The organism is Aristophania vespae, from assembly GCF_009906835.1.
Taxonomy (GTDB): Bacteria; Pseudomonadota; Alphaproteobacteria; order Acetobacterales; family Acetobacteraceae; genus Aristophania; species Aristophania vespae.
The window spans coordinates 730,282-749,656 of the sequence record NZ_CP047652.1 but is presented as its reverse complement, the minus strand read 5'-3'; the positions used below and the strand labels follow the sequence as shown (position 1 = coordinate 749,656).

General features: G+C 43.3%; 16 protein-coding genes, 2 tRNA genes and 1 pseudogene. 9 read left to right on the top strand and 10 right to left on the bottom strand.

The genetic code is table 11. From position 1 onward, the window contains the following. Positions 1–6: 6 nt before the first annotated feature. From GT348_RS03350 to hpnA, 7 genes and pseudogenes are all read right to left on the bottom strand, one after another. A complete protein-coding gene (locus GT348_RS03350) occupies positions 7–630 on the bottom strand; it encodes a phosphorylase family protein (protein ID WP_160618506.1) in 624 nt (207 codons plus the stop codon). Next, on the bottom strand, positions 630–2,573 hold the full coding sequence (gene shc, locus GT348_RS03345) for a squalene--hopene cyclase (RefSeq protein ID WP_236646603.1): 1,944 nt from the start codon (positions 2,571–2,573) through the stop codon (positions 630–632). Before shc ends, GT348_RS03350 begins: the two co-directional genes overlap by 1 nt. 90 nt (positions 2,574–2,663) lie before the next feature. Beyond that, a complete protein-coding gene (hpnE, locus tag GT348_RS03340; protein ID WP_160618504.1) occupies positions 2,664–3,953 on the bottom strand; it encodes a hydroxysqualene dehydroxylase HpnE in 1,290 nt (429 codons plus the stop codon). A 2-nt stretch (positions 3,954–3,955) separates the two neighbouring features. Further along, on the bottom strand, positions 3,956–4,834 hold the full coding sequence (hpnD, locus tag GT348_RS03335; RefSeq protein WP_160618503.1) for a presqualene diphosphate synthase HpnD: 879 nt from the start codon (positions 4,832–4,834) through the stop codon (positions 3,956–3,958). 92 nt (positions 4,835–4,926) lie between these two features. Then, complete coding sequence (gene hpnC, locus GT348_RS03330; protein WP_236646575.1) at positions 4,927–5,814, bottom strand: squalene synthase HpnC; 888 nt, start codon at positions 5,812–5,814, stop codon at positions 4,927–4,929. Beyond that, positions 5,792–6,945 (bottom strand): annotated as a pseudogene (locus tag GT348_RS03325) (glycosyltransferase). The gene hpnC and the pseudogene GT348_RS03325 overlap by 23 nt, the downstream one beginning before the upstream one ends. Positions 6,946–6,967: 22 nt before the next feature. Next, a complete protein-coding gene (gene hpnA / locus GT348_RS03320; RefSeq protein ID WP_160618501.1) occupies positions 6,968–7,957 on the bottom strand; it encodes a hopanoid-associated sugar epimerase in 990 nt (329 codons plus the stop codon). A 137-nt stretch (positions 7,958–8,094) separates the two neighbouring features. Here hpnA and GT348_RS03315 point away from each other — a divergent pair, with 137 nt between their 5' ends. Together GT348_RS03315 and GT348_RS03310 are read left to right on the top strand one after the other, a co-directional pair. After that, positions 8,095–9,120: a lysylphosphatidylglycerol synthase domain-containing protein gene (locus GT348_RS03315; protein WP_160618500.1), complete on the top strand. Its 1,026-nt coding sequence runs from the start codon at positions 8,095–8,097 to the stop codon at positions 9,118–9,120. 13 nt (positions 9,121–9,133) lie between these two features. After that, the gene (locus GT348_RS03310) at positions 9,134–10,024 is read left to right on the top strand and encodes a prephenate dehydrogenase/arogenate dehydrogenase family protein (RefSeq protein WP_160618499.1); all 891 of its coding nucleotides are present in this window, start codon (positions 9,134–9,136) and stop codon (positions 10,022–10,024) included. Positions 10,025–10,085: 61 nt separating this feature from the next. Here GT348_RS03310 and pyk read toward each other — a convergent pair whose 3' ends face one another. Then, the gene (pyk, locus tag GT348_RS03305) at positions 10,086–11,513 is read right to left on the bottom strand and encodes a pyruvate kinase (RefSeq protein WP_160618498.1); all 1,428 of its coding nucleotides are present in this window, start codon (positions 11,511–11,513) and stop codon (positions 10,086–10,088) included. 16 nt (positions 11,514–11,529) lie between these two features. Continuing rightward, positions 11,530–12,396, bottom strand: coding sequence for an SH3 domain-containing protein (locus tag GT348_RS03300; RefSeq protein ID WP_160618497.1), 867 nt, complete (start codon positions 12,394–12,396; stop codon positions 11,530–11,532). A gap of 307 nt (positions 12,397–12,703) precedes the next feature. On the opposite strand from GT348_RS03300, the gene GT348_RS03295 reads away from it, so the two are divergent. Next, complete coding sequence (locus GT348_RS03295) at positions 12,704–13,786, top strand: zinc-dependent alcohol dehydrogenase family protein (RefSeq protein WP_160618496.1); 1,083 nt, start codon at positions 12,704–12,706, stop codon at positions 13,784–13,786. Between the two features lie 97 nt (positions 13,787–13,883). Here the strand turns inward: GT348_RS03295 and guaA are convergent, their stop codons facing one another. Further along, positions 13,884–15,479 carry a glutamine-hydrolyzing GMP synthase gene (gene guaA / locus GT348_RS03290; RefSeq protein ID WP_160618495.1) on the bottom strand — a complete coding sequence of 532 codons (1,596 nt, stop codon included), beginning with the start codon at positions 15,477–15,479 and terminating at the stop codon, positions 13,884–13,886. 141 nt (positions 15,480–15,620) lie between these two features. On the opposite strand from guaA, the gene GT348_RS03285 reads away from it, so the two are divergent. The 6 genes from GT348_RS03285 (at position 15,621) to lysA (ending at position 19,367) form a co-directional block, all read left to right on the top strand. Beyond that, positions 15,621–15,998 (top strand): hypothetical protein, encoded by a 378-nt coding sequence (locus GT348_RS03285; protein WP_160618494.1) that lies wholly within the window; start codon positions 15,621–15,623, stop codon positions 15,996–15,998. A 67-nt stretch (positions 15,999–16,065) separates the two neighbouring features. Beyond that, positions 16,066–16,142: transfer RNA gene (locus GT348_RS03280), tRNA-Arg, on the top strand. A gap of 26 nt (positions 16,143–16,168) precedes the next feature. Then, positions 16,169–16,245 (top strand) — tRNA-Arg (locus GT348_RS03275). A gap of 133 nt (positions 16,246–16,378) precedes the next feature. After that, entirely contained in the window at positions 16,379–17,215 is an 837-nt protein-coding gene (locus GT348_RS03270) for an MFS transporter (protein ID WP_236646574.1), read from the top strand. Continuing rightward, positions 17,206–17,565 (top strand): MFS transporter, encoded by a 360-nt coding sequence (locus tag GT348_RS09330; protein ID WP_236646573.1) that lies wholly within the window; start codon positions 17,206–17,208, stop codon positions 17,563–17,565. The genes GT348_RS03270 and GT348_RS09330 overlap by 10 nt, the downstream gene beginning before the upstream one ends. 479 nt (positions 17,566–18,044) lie before the next feature. Continuing rightward, positions 18,045–19,367: a diaminopimelate decarboxylase gene (gene lysA / locus GT348_RS03265; protein ID WP_160618493.1), complete on the top strand. Its 1,323-nt coding sequence runs from the start codon at positions 18,045–18,047 to the stop codon at positions 19,365–19,367. The last annotated feature ends 8 nt before the right edge of the window (positions 19,368–19,375 follow it).

Here is a 19,375-nt window from a genome sequence, read left to right as displayed (position 1 = left end):
CTCTCTTTAACTTAATTCAAGCAAAAATTCAGCCATTCTTTTTCGAGCTTTAGTGGCATCTTGCCCTAATTTAATCAAAGTGCCTAGCTGAGAGGGTTTACGGCAAAGAGAAGCCAATAAACCAGGAATATAAATCTCTCCCTCTTTCAGTCCCTCCGAAGCAGCAGGAGGCAAATCCTGAGCAGCATCATCACATATGACACGCAAAACCGCAAAAGGAAGACCGGACTGGGCGACTATACCACTTTCCATATCTACAGCAGAACAACCAGTTTGCTCATGAAGGCTTTTTTTCTCTGCCGCTGTTTCGATTATTTTAGGGCTATGAAGAATTCCTCCATTTAAGCTATTTTCATTACTAAAGCGCGCTTTCATTTTTGGTGTGCAGTAAAAAGCCTGACCTTTGTGCCAAACATGATCTGGCACAATGATTGTACCTGGTGGCAAGGAAGGATCCAAACCACCAGCACACCCAAAAGAAAGCAGTTCAGTAACGCCATAGTTTAAAAGAGTCTGTAAGGCTTTTTTAGCACCTTCCTCATCTGCCAAACTCATGACGATGAGTGCGTCAGGAAAAGCCTTAACAGCGAGTTTTGCCTCTTCTCTTAAACCCGTAAGAATACCAAGCATTAGAACCCGAACTCTACACGACCAGAGTTGCTCGATTCCAAATTGCGATAGCGTGAAAGAGCCGTGAGCGGAAAGAATTGCTTATAGCCATGATAACGCAGATAGAAAACCTTAGGAAATCCAACCGCATTATATGGATTTTCGTTCCATTCTCCTTTTTCATCCTGCTCTTTAGTCAGATAAGCTATGCCACGTTTAACTGCCTCAGTGTCTCGACGGCCAACAGCCATGAGCGCTAAAACTGCCCATGCTGTCTGAGTTGGAAGACTTTGTTTATAGACGCCCTGCGCAGCACCTTCATAGCTGGCACAATCTTCTCCCCAACCACCATCTTCACGCTGAACAGATTCGAGCCACTCTACAGCCCGAAGAATTGTAGGATCCTGATGGTCGACGCCGGCAATATTTAGGGCACATAAAGCAGACCATGTGCCATAAATGTAATTTGTGCCCCAACGTCCAAACCAGCTTCCGCTTGGTTCCTGCTCCTTACGTATATAGGTAATGGCCTTTTCAATAACGGCACGATCTTCAGGATGACCTAATTGCGAAAGAAACGAAACGCAACGAGCTGAAACATCTACAGTTGGTGGATCAAGTAAGGCACCGTGATCAGCAAAGGGGATTTGATTTAGAAAATCCAGGTCATTATCGATATCGAAAGCGCCCCAACCGCCATTGGTGCTTTGCATGCCAATGATCCATTCCCGTGCCCGCTCAATGGCTTCTTTATTTTCTTCAGGATCAAGACGATGAAGTAGCATGCCAACAACGGCAGTATCATCAACATCAGGGTAATAGTCATTTTCATATTGAAATGCCCATCCCCCTGGACGTAAATGAGGTGTGTTAATGGCCCAATCACCCTTTACATCCAAAATCTGCCGATCTCTTAGCCAGGAAGCACTTTTCTTTAAATTTTTAAAGGTTTCCTCACGTTCAACAGCTTTAGGGCCTGTTGCCGCTTCTAACATGGCTAAACCAGACAAGCCTGTATCCCACACGGGAGACACGCAGGGTTGGCAATAAATTTCACCATTTTTTTCTATAAGAAGATCTTGAATAGACTGCCAAGCTTGCACAACTTTAGGATCATTATCTGAAACGCCGAGTATGCGATACATCATCACAACATTGGCCATAGCAGGATAAATTGCCCCTAAACCACCAGCACTTAAGCGCTCTTCAATAAAAGCAATCGCTTTTTTGATCGCCTTTTTACGAGTTTTTTTAGGAAAATGAGGCTCAATTTTACGTAACACTGAGTCCAAATATTTAAAAAACCGTCCCCAATGAGAGCGGTAAGGTCCCCTGATCCAATCTTTAACCTGTGCTGGCGGTGTAACGAATAATTCTGGCACATGAATATTTTTAGGATTTTTTGCTAAAGGCTTATAAGCACCAAGCACAAGTAAGGGAGCAATGACCGTACGCGACCAGTAAGACATGTTCCATAAGGAAACATAGGCTTTACGCGACAGTAACATAAGTTCAACAGGCATGACCGGAACGGCATCCCAGGGAACTTCTCCAAATAAAGCAAGCTGAATCCGTGTAAAAACATTTGTTCTTTCAGCACCACCACGTGCTAAAATAGCTTTGCGAGCGCGTCTCATATGAGGCGCCTCAGGGTCATCCCCAATTGCTTTTAGGGCAAAATAGGCCTTTACCGTGGCAGAGATATCAAAATCCCCATCATGATAAAGAGGCCAACCGCCGTGACTACCCTGTATTCTTCTTAGATAAACACCAATTTTCTTTTGCTTTTCTGGATCAATCCGATCCAGAAAATGCTCCAAAAGAACATATTCAGCAGGGATTGTCGCATCTGCTTCCAGTTCAAAAACCCAGTGACCATCTTCGTGCTGACGGTTACTTAAGGCGCCGTGAGCACTTTTGATCGCGCGGTCGACGACATTACCTAGGTCACCTGGATAAGACATGGTCTCACTCACTGATCTCTCCTTAGTCATCTCACACTTCGCTGATTTATGATCATTAATGCCGCTATTGAGAAAATATTTTTCACGGCGTCAAGAGCGTTTTAGAGCTGAACGAAAACCAAGGGCTGCCACAGCCTCTAATCCTGACTGGATGGCACCTTCAATTGTAGAGGGAAAACCGGTATCGGTCCAATCTCCTGCCAATGCCAAGTTCTCACTTGATGTTTTGGCTCCTGGCCGGCGTTTATTTTGCTCAGGCGTCGCTGCAAATGTGGCCCGTTTTTCTCTTATAAACCTACTGGCAGGCGTTGTTAGCGGTAAAGATCCTTCAATTACAGCTCCCAGAGCCTGAGAAATCTCTTCCCAAATCATATCAAGCATAGTTTCATTTGAATATTCTGAATAACGATTAGCAGCACTTACAGTGACTGATAGAACATTGTCATGTAAAAACACCCACTCAGCCATCCCGCCGACAAGACCAATAAAACCAGCCTTTCCAACATCACCTTTTGCCTTAATTTTATAAGGGAGGCGGTAATGAGCATTTGCGATGCTTTCAAAGGCATTAGGCACTTCAAGCTCAGGCAATAAGCTAGACGCGACCGGCGCAGGCACAGCCAGAATAACTGAATCTTCGGCCCCCAGTACAATTTCTCGGTCAAACGTTCTAAAGGATATTACTCTGCCATTTTCCCGCCTCAAAGCAGAGACACGTGTACCAAATAATATTCTGCTGTAGAATTTTTCCAGATAAGTTAGTGCCGGGTTTACAAATGACTCAGATAAACCATTTTTTGCTACCCACGGACAACAAGCCTGCCCACCCTGAGCTAAAGTCTTTTTAATAATATTTCCCAATAAAGCAGCACTAGCACTTTCCAGGTCAGTATTAAGTGCCGAAATTGCCAGAGGCGCTAAAAGACGACGCGTGAATTCACCTGAGCTCAAACACTCAGCCACGGTCATTTTGTCATTGGCCTTCATGAGGCGTCTTAAAGAAAGGACCTCTTTCAGATCCATTCCAGGCACACGCGACCGCCGGCTAAGCAGCCAAAATGGAATTTTTCCTTTTGAAAGACGCAGGCACCATCTTAAACCATCATCTAAATCATACCAAGGAAAGATGGGCTTTCCAGGGCCTTTAAGTGTATTTCTGGCACCAATAAGATCAAGGTAACGAAAGCTATAAGGGTTAGCAGATAACAGCATATGATTGCCGTTATCGATTGTGACTTCTAACGTGCGATCATAATAAGAACGGGCTCTACCGCCACAAACAGGGCCAGCTTCATATAAGGTGACTTGCGCTTGTGGGGCTAATTCGACAGCTGCCGACAGGCCGGCCAACCCTCCACCAATAATATGAACGTGGCTCACAATTAAATTCCAGCAAAGGCTATAGCTAAATGAACTTTTTTCTTTAGCTTGTTGATTTTCAACGAGGCTTCAGGGTTACGCCAACCTCTTTTCTCAAGCGCTGATAAGGTCACTTTATAAGAAGCCGCCATTAGCCGCGCTGGTCTAACTGTGTGAGCTGGACATTTTTTCATAATCATTTCAGCAGCTCGAAAATGGTCATGGGCCCTTGCAGCCAGAATCTGGCACACCCCTTCCAAACCTTGTGCATAACAGGCCTCGAAAGGATCAGCAGGGATATCAAACCGATCTAGTAATTCTTTTGGAAGATAGAGCCTTCCTCTACGTGCATCTTCAGAAATATCGCGCAAAATATTTGTAAGTTGCAGGGCACGACCTAAATGATGAGAAAGTATCTCTCCATATTTTTGAGGTGTACCAAATATTCTTACAGAAAGACGTCCAACAGCCGAGGCAACACGATCACAATATAAATCTAAAGTAACTTCATCAGGGGCAATGATGGGGCCGCGACAATCCATCAACATACCATCAATGACAGCACGGAAATCTTTTTCTTTTAAGTGAAAACGCTCAATCGCAGCCACTAAAACACGATCCAGGGCATCTGACGCTTTGCCTTGATAAATAGCCTCAAGCCGCCCAAACCACGCTTCTAATGCCTGAGCAGGATTTTTATCACCACTATCACCATCGGCTATATCGTCAACAATACGGCAAAAAGCATATATGGCAAACATAGCCTGGCGTCTCATCGGAGAAAGAATACGCATACCTTTCCCAAAAGACGTGCCTGAAGAAATAACAATATCTTCGACATGGGCTAGATCAGCAGGAGCACAAACTAACCCAAGAGCTTCCTTTTTATAACCAGGACTCATTGTTCTCTTCTTTCTCACCCCGTTTGAGCTAAACCGCTTTTGACATTCTATGCTATTTTTCAGTTTTAGCCCATCAACAAATTAGGAGATTGTTAAGCTGAGACCGAAAAATATTTTATTGATTTCAGCAAAGCATAAACACCATCTTTGCGCGTAAGAGCCACACGTTTTTCAATTGGATCATTATAGTGCAAATGGTTTGTTAACTGCACACATAAATTAACAATCACAGCTGCTTCAAGGCGCATACGTCTATCACGAATTAAGGAGGGCAGACGTTTCGCTTTTGTATTTAACCCATCAACTTTTGCCAACATGCGGTCAAAAACACGCCTGACTCCGGGTTTGGAACGAGCTAGTGTTAAATCTTTAAGTGTGACTTTTTCTTCATTCAGCCACTCAAGAGGAACGTAGCACCGATCTAACTTATTTAAATCAGACTGCACGTCCTGTAAGTGATTAATGATTTGCAATGAAGTACAGAGCGCATCTGAGGCCTCTAATGTTTCTTCACTCTCATGATGCAAGGCAAGCAAAAAGCGCCCTACCGGATTTGCTGAATAACGACAATAATGAAGCAGCTCATCCCAGCTTTGGTAACGGTTTTTTTCTGCATCCATTATAAAGGCTGTAATTAAATCTGAAGCCAAAGAAAGAGGCAGGTCTCTTGCCATAAGGCTCTGGCGCAGCTTAGCCGCAGACTGCGCATCAGCGCGGTTGGGTGCCTCCCTAAGGCCTAAAAGAACCTCTCTCAACGCGACAAGACGAGCCTTTTTTTCTTCAGACGTAAGAGACACGTTATCAACCATATCATCAGCGACACGAGCAAAATGATAATAGTGATGCACAATAGGACGGTGAATAGGCGCTATCAGAAAGGACCCTACTGGAAAGTTTTCATCCTTCATGCCTTTTGAGGAGGTAACATCTTCCTTACCCCAAACGCTATCATCAATTTTAACCATTATTTTTTCTTTCATATGAGCGACCCCGCCACGTCACTCCAGAACCGCGATAATGTTGCATAGCCGACCCAAGCGTTGCCAGCATGTAAAATGATGCAACAAATGGCAGAGGTAGCACTCGCCATATAGAGAGATTAAACCAACGAATAGTTGGTATAAAACTAGCACAACTTATAGCGTAAACCGTCCCCCCACCCAGCGGGTCTTTTTTTTGCCAAAAAAGAAGCACATAAGAGGGACGATCCAAATAAGAGACATACCCAAGATGGCTAATAAAAGGCGCAAGGGAGAAAATTGAAGTTGCACATAAGCATTACGTGCAATCATATGCCAAATATCGCCTAGCTTATTATATTCACGAACAGACCAGGCTTGTCGGCTCATGCCCAGATATAGGCGGCCACCGGCCTTTTTGACATAAGCACCTAATGTGCAGTCATCAATAAGCGCCTGACGTAGAGATTCAATACCACCTATGGCCTTTAACTTTTCACATCTAAGTAAAACAGTCCCGCCCGCCGCACCTGCTATAGATGACTGCTGATCGGCTATTTTACGAAAAGGATAAAGGAGTGCGAAAAAATATACAAAAGCTGGTACGAGCAATTTTTCCCAAAAGGCTGTGCAATTTAGCATTACCATTTCAGAAACTAAATCAAGATGGTTTTTCTCAGCCTTTGTAACAAGACTGGAAATATGATCCGGTGCATGTACAATATCTGCATCAGTCAAAAAAACAAAATCTTCATTTTCTATTATTTCAAAAGCTTTTTTCTGACCTTGATACACAGCCCAGAGTTTACCACTCCAACCATCAGGACGCTTAGCACCTTTTATAATCGTTAGGCGCTTCTGAGGATCAGGCACAACTTTAGCGATAGCTGATGTCGCATCTTCACTCTCATCATCGACAAGAATGATATTGTAAAAGCCTTTATAATCCTGATTTAACAAAGAATTCAAACAGGCTTCAATAGAACTCTCTTCATTTCTGGCTGGAATGATAATAGAAACTTTTGGTAATTTTTTTAATTTAAGCTGAGCATCCTCACCTTTGACTTTTTCAAGCCATGGCCCACTTACCCAGTAATAGCCGCGACAAAATATAAGGTATAACCACGTTATAAATGATATTAATGCAGCCATTACAGATTTCACTTTAGGATGATTAATTTTTCTTTTTAAACCAGGCAACTGCGTCCGCGACAGCTTCTTCCGCAGGTCTGGGCGTATAATTTAAGTCTTTTTTTGCCTTATCACTCGAAAAAAACATTAATTTTCGTGACATGGCCAGCATTTCTCTTGTGACACGTGGCTCAATTTTAAAAGCCCTTGCCAAACCTTCAGAAATAAGGGCAACTGGATAAAGAAGGGACTGATTTAATTTAATTTTTGGCGGGGCAATATCAGCTTCGCGACTAATCAAGGCAAAAAAATCGCCTAACATAAGATTATCACCGCCAAGAATATATTTTTCTCCTAATTTGCCTCTTTCCAAGGCAAGGACATGCCCCTCAGCAACGTCATCAACGTGAACGATATTTAACCCTGTATCAACATAAGCAGGCATTCTTTTTCTGACACAGTCCCAAATCATTTGCCCTGTAGGGGTAGGCTTAATATCACGAGGTCCAATTGGAGTTGAGGGATTAACAATAATAACAGGCAGCCCCTCTTCTTTGGCCATTTTTAGCACAAGCTGTTCGGCTCTATATTTAGACCGTTTATAAGCCCCAACAATTTGATCTTCTGTAACAGGGCTATCTTCATTAGCTGGAATACCATCATGAGCCGTAGCTAATGCAGCAACCGAAGAACAATAAACGATTTTTTCCACGCCTGCTTTCTGAGCCATAAGCATGAGCTGCTTTGTGCCTTCAACATTGGCACGCATCATCACGTCTGGATCAGGAACCCATAATCTATAATCAGCAGCAACATGAAAAAGATAACGAACACCTTTAAAGGCTTCGGTCAGTGTTGCGGGTTCTGATAAATCCCCTACAACAATTTCTGCCTCAAGATCGTTGATATTACTTCTATCAGAGGTCGAACGCACAAGTAATCGTAAATTATGGCCCCTGCCCCGCAAAACACGCGCTACGGCAGATCCTACAAACCCTGTTGCACCTGTAACGAGTGTTATATCAGAGGCCATTTTAATCTCATATCAAAATTAGTAATTTCCACCTGGTAGGGTATAATACGCTTATGCTCTCCTGTAAAATACAGCTTAATGCATTTAATGGTATTTACCTTCATCCACCTTAAATAGAGTGAAATGCTGATAAATTTATGGCTCTTAATGTTAAGAAAACCCTTCCATACCTTCTCACTTTTGCGGGAATTTTATTATTTACCTTTTTGAGCGCAAAAGCAGGTATCGACCCAGTTTATGTTGCACTTAAAAAAGTGGGATTATTGGGGTTTTTCGCTCTTGTAATCATTCAGCTTATCATTAACTTTGGCCTGGGCGTTTCCTGGAAGGCAAGCACACCCAAAATCGCCTTATCACGCCTGACCATGGCGCGCTTTGTAAGGGATGCTGCCTCTACCTGTTTACCATTTTCACAATTAGGCGGTATGTTAGCCGGACTTAAAGCAACAGTTTGCGAGCATCCTGCCAACCCTAAAAACAGGGTCAGCTGGGCAGAAGCCATAGCATCCAATATCATTGATATTACTAGCGAAACTTTAGGACAGATCGTCTTTATCATTTTAGCAATATTATGCCTTATTGGGCATCAGGACGCCGGTAAATTTATTATCCCCTTAATTGCTGGCATTCTTATACTTACTATTGGTATTTCAAGTTTTATTTGGTCGCAGCATAAAAGCGGCAATATTTTAGCAAAAATAGGCTATTTTTTATCTCGCCATATTGCCGCAAGCTGGCATGAAAGTTTCAAAAATAAATCCGACTCATTCCAAAACGCCCTTGATGACTTATGGAAACATCCTAAAAACATTGCTTATGGTGCTTTTATACATCTTATTTTTTGGCTGGGCAGTGCTGTTATTACCTGGGTCGGACTTCATTTTTTAGGAGCAAATATTTCTATTTTTAATGCGATAGCCATTGAAGGCGTCGTGTGCGGTATGATGACTGTAGGATTTTTAGTACCAGCAGCACTTGGCGTGCAGGAAGGAGCTTACATAGCTCTCGGCCTCGTTTTTGGTGTCAGCACTGATATTTCGTTTAGTTTGTCACTTTTAAGACGCGGCCGTGATATCGTTATTGGTGTGCCTGTACTTTTACTATGGCAAATTGCTGAAATAAGGCATATTCGCAATTTAAAAGAAACGTCACCTTCCAAATAAGGCTTATAAAAGCATGAATAAATCTCCAGTTTTTGAGAGTTTGGCAGTTGTAGGACCTGGTTTAATAGGTTCCTCACTTCTTCGTCGCTCTAAAGAAAATGGAGATATTGCCCGATATTTAATCGCTATTGACCATGATCCTTCAGTGGTCAAACGTGCAAAAGAGCTTGAGCTTGCCGATTTTTACACAACCGATCTTGCCGCGGGTGTAAAAAATGCTGATGCCGTAATACTTTGTACCCCTACTGGTTCAATTGAAACACTAGCATCAGATGCTCTAAAGCATATGCAACCAGGTAGCATCTTAAGCGACGTGGCGTCTGTTCGAGGAAAGTTAGGGCCGAAAATTTCTTCTTTATTGCCCAAGAACATTCATTACATACCGGCCCATCCTATGGCTGGCACAGAATTTTCAGGACCCGATGCGGGATTTTCTACCTTATTTGAAAATCGCTGGTGCTTGGTAGTTCCCCCCGAAAATTCATCAGAAAGTGCCATTTCTAAAATAGAACTCTTATGGCAAAAATGCGGTGCCAGAACACGGCGTATCACAGACGAATATCATGACCATGTGTGCGCTATGGTCAGTCATCTTCCTCACCTTCTTGCTTTTACAATTTGCGACACCGCCGACCGCCTTTCGAGTGATTTAAGAGCAGATGTTCTGGAATATGCTGCATCGGGTTTTCGCGATTTTACACGTATCGCAGCTTCAGATCCGATTATGTGGAGGGATATTTTCCTGGCAAATCGGGATGTAATTCTTGAAATCCTTGAGCGTTTTCAAAAAGAAACAGAAAAAATGGCTCAGGCTATTCGTGATGAAAAAAGCGAGGATATTACTGACCGTATCAAACGCGGCAGACGCATTAGACAAACTCTTATTGCCAATCATCAAGCTTAAGAAGCCAAAACAAAAAAGCCCGGCTATGATAGCCGGGCTTTTTCAAACAACATATTGCGCGTTAGATTTTAATAACGCGTAGTGTGTTTGTGCTACCTGCATGACCAAAAGGTAAACCAGCAAGCAAAATAACATGCTCGCCCTCTTTAGCCATATGGTTGTCTTTTACAATAGCTGCGGTTGGGCCGTCTAAATCTTCAATACCCATGGCTTCATCACTCATATTGATGACAACAGGATAAACACCCCAAACCAGGCCTAGACGACGTGCTACTGTTTCGTTTGTGAGAGAAACGACAGGGTTATGAGGCCGTTCGCGCGCCACTGTAATAACACCCCGACCACTTCTTGAATGAACAGCCAGAGCCGCTGCATTTAGGGAATGACCAACATCCCATGCTGCCTGTGCAAGGCTACCCTGAATGGTATGCTCTGTTTGTGGACGCATTTTATCCATACGGGCACGCCAATGTGGATCACGTTCAACACGAGAGACAATGCGCACCATCATTTCGACAGCTTCTTGCGGATAGCTGCCCGCTGCGCTTTCTGCTGAAAGCATAACAGCATCAGTTCCATCATACACGGCATTAGCAACATCGGAAACTTCTGCTCGTGTAGGTGTTGGGCTCTCAATCATGCTTTCAAGCATTTGAGTCGCAACAATCACAGGGCGCCCCTGACGGCGTGCTTCAGCTATAGCCCGTTTTTGCGTAACAGGTACTTCTTCGGCTGGAAGTTCTACACCAAGATCACCGCGAGCCACCATTAAAGCATCAGAGTGATGGATAATTTCTTCAAGGGCATCTACAGCTTGTGGCTTTTCAAGCTTCGTAACGATCCAGGCACGCCCTTTCGCAATTTCCTGCGCTTCTTTTACATCTTCTGGTTTTTGCACAAAAGAAAGAGCAACCAGATCAACACCTAAAGACAATGCATAATCAAAATCAGCACGGTCTTTTTCGGTTAGAGCAGGAATCGGGAGGATTACGTCAGGAACGTTAACACCTTTACGCTCTGATAATTTGCCTCCCACAAGGACTTCTGTTTCCAGAGAATCAATTGTTTTAGAGATGACTTTCAGAGCCAATTTACCATCGTCCAATAAAAGACGGTGATCGACATCTACTGCCTGAATAATTTCTGGGTGCGGCAGGCAAACACGGTTTTGATCTCCAGGAGTTCTGTCTAAATCTAGGCGAAAACGCTGACCCTGCTTAAGCATGATTGGCCCGGCAGCAAAAACACCAACGCGCAGCTTGGGACCCTGCAAATCAGCCAGGATAGCGATAGGGTGACCAACTACTTTTTCGGCCTCACGAATTGCTTTGTGACGAGCAGCGTGTTCTTCGTGCGATCCATGAGAAAAATTGAGCCTGAATACATTCACCCCAGCGCGCGCTAAAGTCAGAATCATTTCGGGCGAAGATGATGCCGGCCCCAGCGTTGCAACTATTTTAGTACGACGATGATGCATATTTTTAGTCATAAAATCCTCAATTTATTTAGCTAGGTTGTATAAATTCATTTGGTAACAGCCCCCAGATGAGACGCCGATCAAGCCAACCATCATAGTTACTTACAGAAACATGACACCATAGCGTACCTTGTGGACACTCAATAAGCCGGCCGACCGTACCTGGTTTTAAAATAGCTATTATCTTCTGACCTGTCCCAGTCGAATTCACAAGATAAATATCATGCTCATCTTTATGAGAAACGTCTTGCTCTGCAAGATATCCCACTATAAGCGGGTCAGCATGTTTTTGTTTTGCTCCGTTAAGTTCTCCTTTGAGCGCTTTTTCTGGCCCCATAACTACAAAGGTCCGGCTTCCACGAAGAGTGACCTGATGCACCCATCCTTTTTGCCCATCAGAGTCCTCAACAAGACGCCAGACCCCAAATTCTCTCTCTATTTTCACAGGAAGACCACGTCGATGATAAACCCAGTCTATGGGGTAACGTTCGCCCGGTCCTCTCCTCATATAAACACGGTCAGCCCTTAAAGAAGCAAAACGTGGAATTGGATACCCCGTTTCGGTTCCTTTTTCCAGTTCAGGCAAGGCTGGTTGTGCTTCTGCCTGCGCAGGTTTTTGAGCCACGGCCCCAGCGGCTACTGCGGCAGTTCCAGCAGTTATCGCAGCCGCTTTGGGGCCAGCAGAAACAGGCTGAGAATGCTTTTTCAAAACACGAATTTTTCTGTGTTTTTTCTTGTTTTTATGAGGTGTTATTTTCTTTGAACGTAGTTTTGCATGAGAGCTATGATGAGCGGTAACTGCATATGTCTCATAAGAACAACAAAGCATTACTGTCATTAAAAGCAGTATTGCCAATGAGACTAGCTTAACATGATGAAAATGCAGCAACTTCATATTGTTATCCCTGCCAAGGGTTAGCCTTTGGAGCAAGTTAAGTTTATTTTATTTTAGAAAAATTTTTTAGCAACAAGACATGAACTAAAAACACGCCTCCAAATGGTTAGGCTAACCTGTCTCTCTTATTAGATCAGGTAGGAGAAATAAATAGTTTAAAAATTACATTATAAACCATTAGACAAAACTGGTTATGTCAGTCATCATGCTTTTATCTTAAAAACAAAAAAACTTTTAATTTACTTAGATAATTTAAAATAGCAATATCCTACCTATAGGTTAACACTCTAATTTGGGAGAGACTCCTATGACTAATACTATGAAAGCAATGGTTTATCACGGTGCCAATGACCTCCGCTTTGAAGAGTGTCCTAAACCAAAAATTCTAAACCCCACTGATGCTATTATTAAATTAACCAAAACCACTATTTGTGGAACAGATTTAGGGATTCTAAAAGGCAAAAACCCCGAAATTGAGGAAACAGCTAAGAAAAAAGAAAAACACTTCTCTGGCCGTATTTTAGGACATGAAGGCATAGGGATTGTTGAAGAAGTTGGAGCCGCTGTCACCAACTTTAAAAAAGGCGATAAGGTTATTATTTCCTGCATTTCACGCTGCGGAACTTGTGAAAATTGTCAAAAACAGCTTTACGCTCACTGCTTAAATGGCGGCGGCTGGATTTTGGGCTATATGATAAACGGCACCCAGGCTGAATATGTCCGCACCCCATATGCCGATAATTCGCTTTATCTTCTTCCTGAGGGTTTAAATGAGGATGTAGCTGTCTTATTGTCAGATGCTCTACCCACTGCCCATGAAATTGGTGTTCAGTATGGTGACGTTAAGCCAGGTGACTCCGTAGCCATTATAGGGGCTGGCCCGGTTGGTATGGGGTGCTTACTTACAGCTCAGCTCTACTCCCCTTCTGAAATTATTTTGGTTGATGTAGATGATAACCGCCTCGCCATGGCCAGAGAAATGGGTGCCACCCAGGTTATTAATTCCGGCAAAGAAAATGCCGTAGAAAAAATTCGCGAACTTACTAATGGCCGCGGCGTTGATTGTGCCATTGAAGCTGTTGGTATTGAAGCTACATGGGATGTTTGCCAGAAAATTGTAAAAGAAGGCGGGCATCTTGCCAATGTTGGTGTTCACGGGAAATCAGTTAATTTCTCACTCGAAAAACTCTGGATCAAAAACCTGACCATCACCACAGGCCTCGTTAATGCCAATACTACCGGTATGTTAATGAAAACATGCTGCTCAGGCACCCTCCCCATGGACAAACTCGCCACTCATCATTTCAAATTTGATGAATTGCCCAAAGCTTATGATGTCTTCAAACACGCAGCAGATGAAAAAGCAATGAAGGTCATTATTAACTTGTGATGGGTTGTTATTATAACGTGCAGTAATGCCCTTACAAATAAAAAAGCCTGTGTTTTGCTAACACAGGCTTTTTTATTATTTTCAGATAGTTGCTATCTTATTCCCACTCGATCGTACCAGGTGGTTTGGAGGTAATGTCATATGTAACGCGGTTAATGCCGCGGACTTCATTGACAATGCGGCCTGATACGCGGTTTAGAAATTCGAAACTGAAAGGATAGACTTCGGCGGTCATGCCATCTGTGCTTGTAACGGCACGTAGCGCACAAGCCTGGTCGTAAGTACGGCCATCGCCCATGACACCAACAGTTCTAACGGGTAGAAGAACTGCGAAGGCCTGCCAGATTTCATTATAAAGCCCTGCTGATCTAATTTCTTCGAGATAGATCGCGTCAGCTTTGCGTAAAATATCAAGCTTTTCGCGTGTGATATCGCCAGGAATACGAATCGCAAGTCCTGGACCCGGGAATGGGTGACGGCCAACAATCACTTCTGGAATACCAAGCTCCCGGCCAAGGGCACGGACTTCATCTTTAAATAACTCACGAAGAGGCTCAACGAGCTTCATATTCATGCGTTCTGGCAAGCCACCAACATTATGATGTGACTTGATTGTAACAGAAGGCCCACCTGTAAAGCTCACACTTTCAATGACGTCAGGATAAAGTGTGCCTTGTGCCAAAAACTGAGCGCCGCCAAGCTTAAGAGCTTCTTCTTCAAAGACTTCAACAAATAGGCGGCCAATTGTTTTGCGTTTGATCTCAGGATCAGTAACGCCAGCTAACTCACCTAAAAAGAGATCAGAAGCGTCACGATGAACTAATTTGATATTAAATTCATCACGGAATGTGCGTACAACTTCATCGGCTTCTCCAGAGCGTAAAATACCTGGATCAACGAAAATACATGTAAGCTGATCGCCAATTGCTTCATGTATTAATTTCGCTGCAACAGAGCTATCTACCCCACCGGACAGGCCACAAATAACTTTGCCATCACCGACCTGCTCACGAATCCGCTCTATTTCGAGATCACGAAAGCCTGCCATTGTCCAGGATCCTGAACAACCAGCAACATCATGGGTAAAATTGCGAATCAAGGCAGCACCATGAGGGGTATGAACCACTTCTGGGTGAAACTGAACCCCGTATATTTTGCGCGACTCATCAGCAATAATCGCAAAAGGTGCCCCTTCAGAATAAGCAACAGCCTTAAAGCCTGGAGGTAGTGATGTCACACGGTCACCGTGGCTCATCCAAACTTGCTCGCGGTTGCCTACGGCCCATAAACCATGAAAAAGGGAGCATTCTTCCGCAACGGTGATAAAAGCCCGGCCAAATTCGCGGTGTTCGTGCGTTTCTACTTTACCACCGAGCTTTTGACATAGTGCTTGCTGGCCATAGCAAATGCCCAAGATAGGACGGTTTAAGGCAAAAACAGCCGAAGGGATTTGCGGCGCTTTTTCATCATGCACGCTGGCAGGGCTGCCTGATAAAATGATACCGCGGGGATTGAATGCCTTGATTTTTTCATCATTCGCCGTGAAGGGCCATATTTCACAATAAACGCCACTTTCACGCACGCGACGCGCAATGAGCTGCGTTACCTGACTTCCAAAGTCAAGTATAAGGATTCTATCCTCATGAAGAGTTTCATCAAGATGGTGAAGGTTTTCTGCGCTTTTTTGCGTCAAGGTTCTGACCTCGCCTCTGGGATATGGCTTAATTCTTTACGGATATGGCTTATTTATAATGCCTGAAAACTAAAACGTCATCCTTTTGTGATAACTATTAAAAAGTTTCTTTGAGCATTCTCTCAACTTACAGGATTAGTCATGCGCTTTTCGTTTTTTTGTTTTTCCGCAATCGGAATGACATTTCTAGCCGGCTGTGCCGCTACCGACCCCGCTCAAAATGCCTACGGGACCTGGACAGGCAAACTTGTTACCGAAGAAGGATCATGCCCCAAGGATGATCTCTCCATGCTGAAAGTAAGAGGAGATCATCTCATTTTTAACCCTGGCATGGGTCCTAAAGTTTTAAGAGGACATTACAAAAAAGGGTCTCAGAATTTTCATGCTGAACTTAATGAAAAGAGCATGAATAACTCGGTTTATCGTCAGGTTTTTGATGCCTACCCTGTTGGACAGGCTATTGGCGGCACCTATGCATCTCCCCGTTGTCGCGCCCGTGTTACATTGATACGTCGATAAAAAATTAAAAACTTTTATTAAAGGGGTTGCACAGTCTTTGAATTGAAGCTAGAAAGCGCCCCACAACGCACCCGTAGCTCAACTGGATAGAGCACCAGACTACGAATCTGGGGGTTAGAGGTTCGAGTCCTTTCGGGTGCACCATAATATAAAGCATGTTTTCATGCCTGGCACCCGTAGCTCAACTGGATAGAGCACCAGACTACGAATCTGGGGGTTAGAGGTTCGAGTCCTTTCGGGTGCACCATTCTCTATTCAAAACTATTAAATTTAAGGTATTATGTGTTAGTGCCTTAATATGAAGTGACATTTTTTGTGTCACAATAAGCGTAAAATATTTGTTATGTCTCTTCCCTTTAAAGAATGATAAAGAGACTTTTATGCCAAATATGCTACCGCAAGATATTAATCATAAAAGATTACTGATTCTCACATTTATTCTTTTTATATGCTATTTATATGTGGGCATATCGCTTTCAGTTACACCTCTTTTTGTAGCTCACACGTTAAAATTAAATAATGTTTGGGCAGGTTTGAGCGTTGGAAGCGCCTTTCTTGTTACAATCCTTACACGCGGCTTAGCAGGAAGTTTTTCTGATCAACAAGGCGCAAAATTATCAGTCAGTCGCGGGCTCTGTCTTTATTTATTGGGTGCTACTTTTTCTTTTTGCTCTGGGCTCGTCACTAACGATCCATGGCTTGCTTATACCATTCTAATCGTTGGGCGCATTGTTCTGGGTATTGGCGAAAGCTTTGTAATGGTCGGCATTATAGGCTGGTGTATTGGCTTTGTCGGGCCTGAGCGTTCGGGCAAAGCTATGGCCTTAGTCGGAGTAGCCATGTATGGCGCTCTTGCCATAGGAGGACCATTAGGAATTTACCTATTTAACCATGTCCAATTTTCCGGAGCCATGTTGATCAGCCTCATTCTGCCTAGCCTAGGCTTAATGGCAATCTGGCCTATTCCACCTGTACCTGCCCACCCTGATTTAAAAAGACCATCATTTTTTACAATCATAACGCAAATCTGGCCTTATGGGACTATTGTGTGCCTTCAGGGGATAGGGTTTGCTGTTATTGGTGCTTTTTTCTCTCTTTACTTTCATGCCAATCACTGGCCTCACTCAGGGCTGGGACTTACATTTTTTGGTGTAGGATTTGTGCTAGTTCGTATGCTCTGTGGCAATTTACCCGACCGTATTGGGGTTTGTCTGTAACGATCGGTTCACTCCTTATAGAAGCGCTAGGTCAAACCCTGATTTGGGATGCTTCAAACCCTTATATTGCCCTGGCCGGGACCTTTTTTACCGGGCTAGGCTGCTCGATGGTATTTCCAGGAATGGGACGCGAAGTCGTACGTATTGTTGCACCTCATCTTCGAGGGACTGCATTAGGTGGTTTTTCAGCTTTTCAAGATTTGGCTTATGGTTTTACCGGCCCAGTTGCAGGGTTAGTGGCTGACATACTCGGATATAAAACTATTTTTCTTTTAGGAGCTGCAACATCAATATTAGGTTTTGGTCTTGCTGTTATATTGCGGTTTAACAAGCATAAACATCCTGCATAATCACTGCACCATTCATTAGACGCCAAAAGTTAATGCTGCTTTTCTATAGCAGAGATCACATAATTTATTTTTTACCATGTGCGTGATGTAGATAGCCTGCACAGATAATAAGGATAAGACAAAAACTCTCTCAATCATGAAAACAGCTTTTACCGCATTCTGCGGTTAATCCAGCGTTTTTCTATAACTGTGCCAGAGTTGCATAGCCAAATTATGGCATGATTTCCTAATCTGTCGCCTTGACTTAAATGCGATATATAAAAGGTATTTTTTAGAAAAAATAAAAAAGATTTTCATTTAGAATTATAAGGATGAATTTTTTTTACAAAAGCGGACATAATTTCACCTAATATTACTGGCTCTTCAAACCAGGGTCATGCTAACTTTTGCGTCTTAAAAAAATCTATTAATTGTGATTAATAGGATGTAAGCAGTCTCTAAATCGCCTTTCCATCTCCATTGTGGCCAGCATTTATTATATGATATCTTCTGCAACTGATCCCATCCCCTTTTCTCTGCTCTCTAGCCGCCCTCAATTTTCTATTGACCCCGATAAAGGGTTAATGATGGAAAAAGTGGCCCTGAGTGAGATTGCTCAAAAGGTGGGTACTCCTAGTTGGGTCATAAGTGCTACGACCCTCAGACAGCGTGCGCAAGAGTTTCAAAAGGCGTTTAAAGAACGTAATCTCCCCATTCAGTTCCATTTTGCTGTAAAAGCCCAGGATCACAAAGCCTGCCTCACTTTACTCCGTAATCTTGGCTATGGGGCTGATGTTGTTAGTGGTGGAGAACTCAACCGCGCTTTAGCCGCAGGCATTAAACCAGAAAACATTGTCTTTTCTGGCGTTGGCAAAACAGATGATGAACTTAGGCAGGCAATCTCACTATCAATTGCTCAAGTTAACGTAGAAAGTGCCGAAGAGCTCTTTCGCTTAAATGAACTAGCACTGTCTTCAGGTAAAAAAATTCGCGTAGCTTTACGCGTTAATCCTAATGTTGATGCAGGAACTCACGCAAAAATTACAACAGGCCGTGCCGAAAATAAATTTGGCATTCAGTATCACGATATTATTCCTCTTTATCGCAAAGCCCAGACCGAACTTAAGGGGCTCCATGTTATTGGACTGGCTGTTCATTTAGGAAGCCAGATTATAACTGAGCACCCCTATTTGGCCGGTTTTGAGAAATTAGCGAATATTGTGCGCTCTCTCCGTCAAGCCAACCTTACGGTAGAAGAATTAGATTGCGGTGGTGGGTTAGGCATACGTTACCGTAATGAAAAAGCGCCATTACCTTCAATGTTAGCCAATGTTATTTATAACACGCTTGGAAATTTGGACGTTAAATTACGGTTAGAACCCGGACGCTGGCTGGCTGCTCCCTCCGGGATTTTACTTTCACAAATTATAGATATCAAAAAAGGCACAAAAAACTTTGCCATTGTTGATGCTGGCATGAATGATCTGGTCCGCCCTGCCATGTATGAGTCCTGGCATGGCATTCTTCCTTTAAAAGCCTTTGCAAAAGATACCCCCCTTACACATTATGATGTTGTCGGACCTATTTGTGAAAGCAGCGACGTTTTTGCACATAACCGCCTTCTTCCCGAGCTTCATAGAGGTGACTTGGTTGCCTTCCTAGATGCAGGGGCTTATGGTTCTGTTATGAGCTCTACTTATAACTCACACCCATTAGCTGCTCAGATTATGGTTGAAGATGATAAATGGGCCGTCATTCGTGAAAGACAGACACTTGATGACATTCTCCGCACGGAGCGCTTACCAGAATGGCTTGAAAGCTAAAGTTTTTT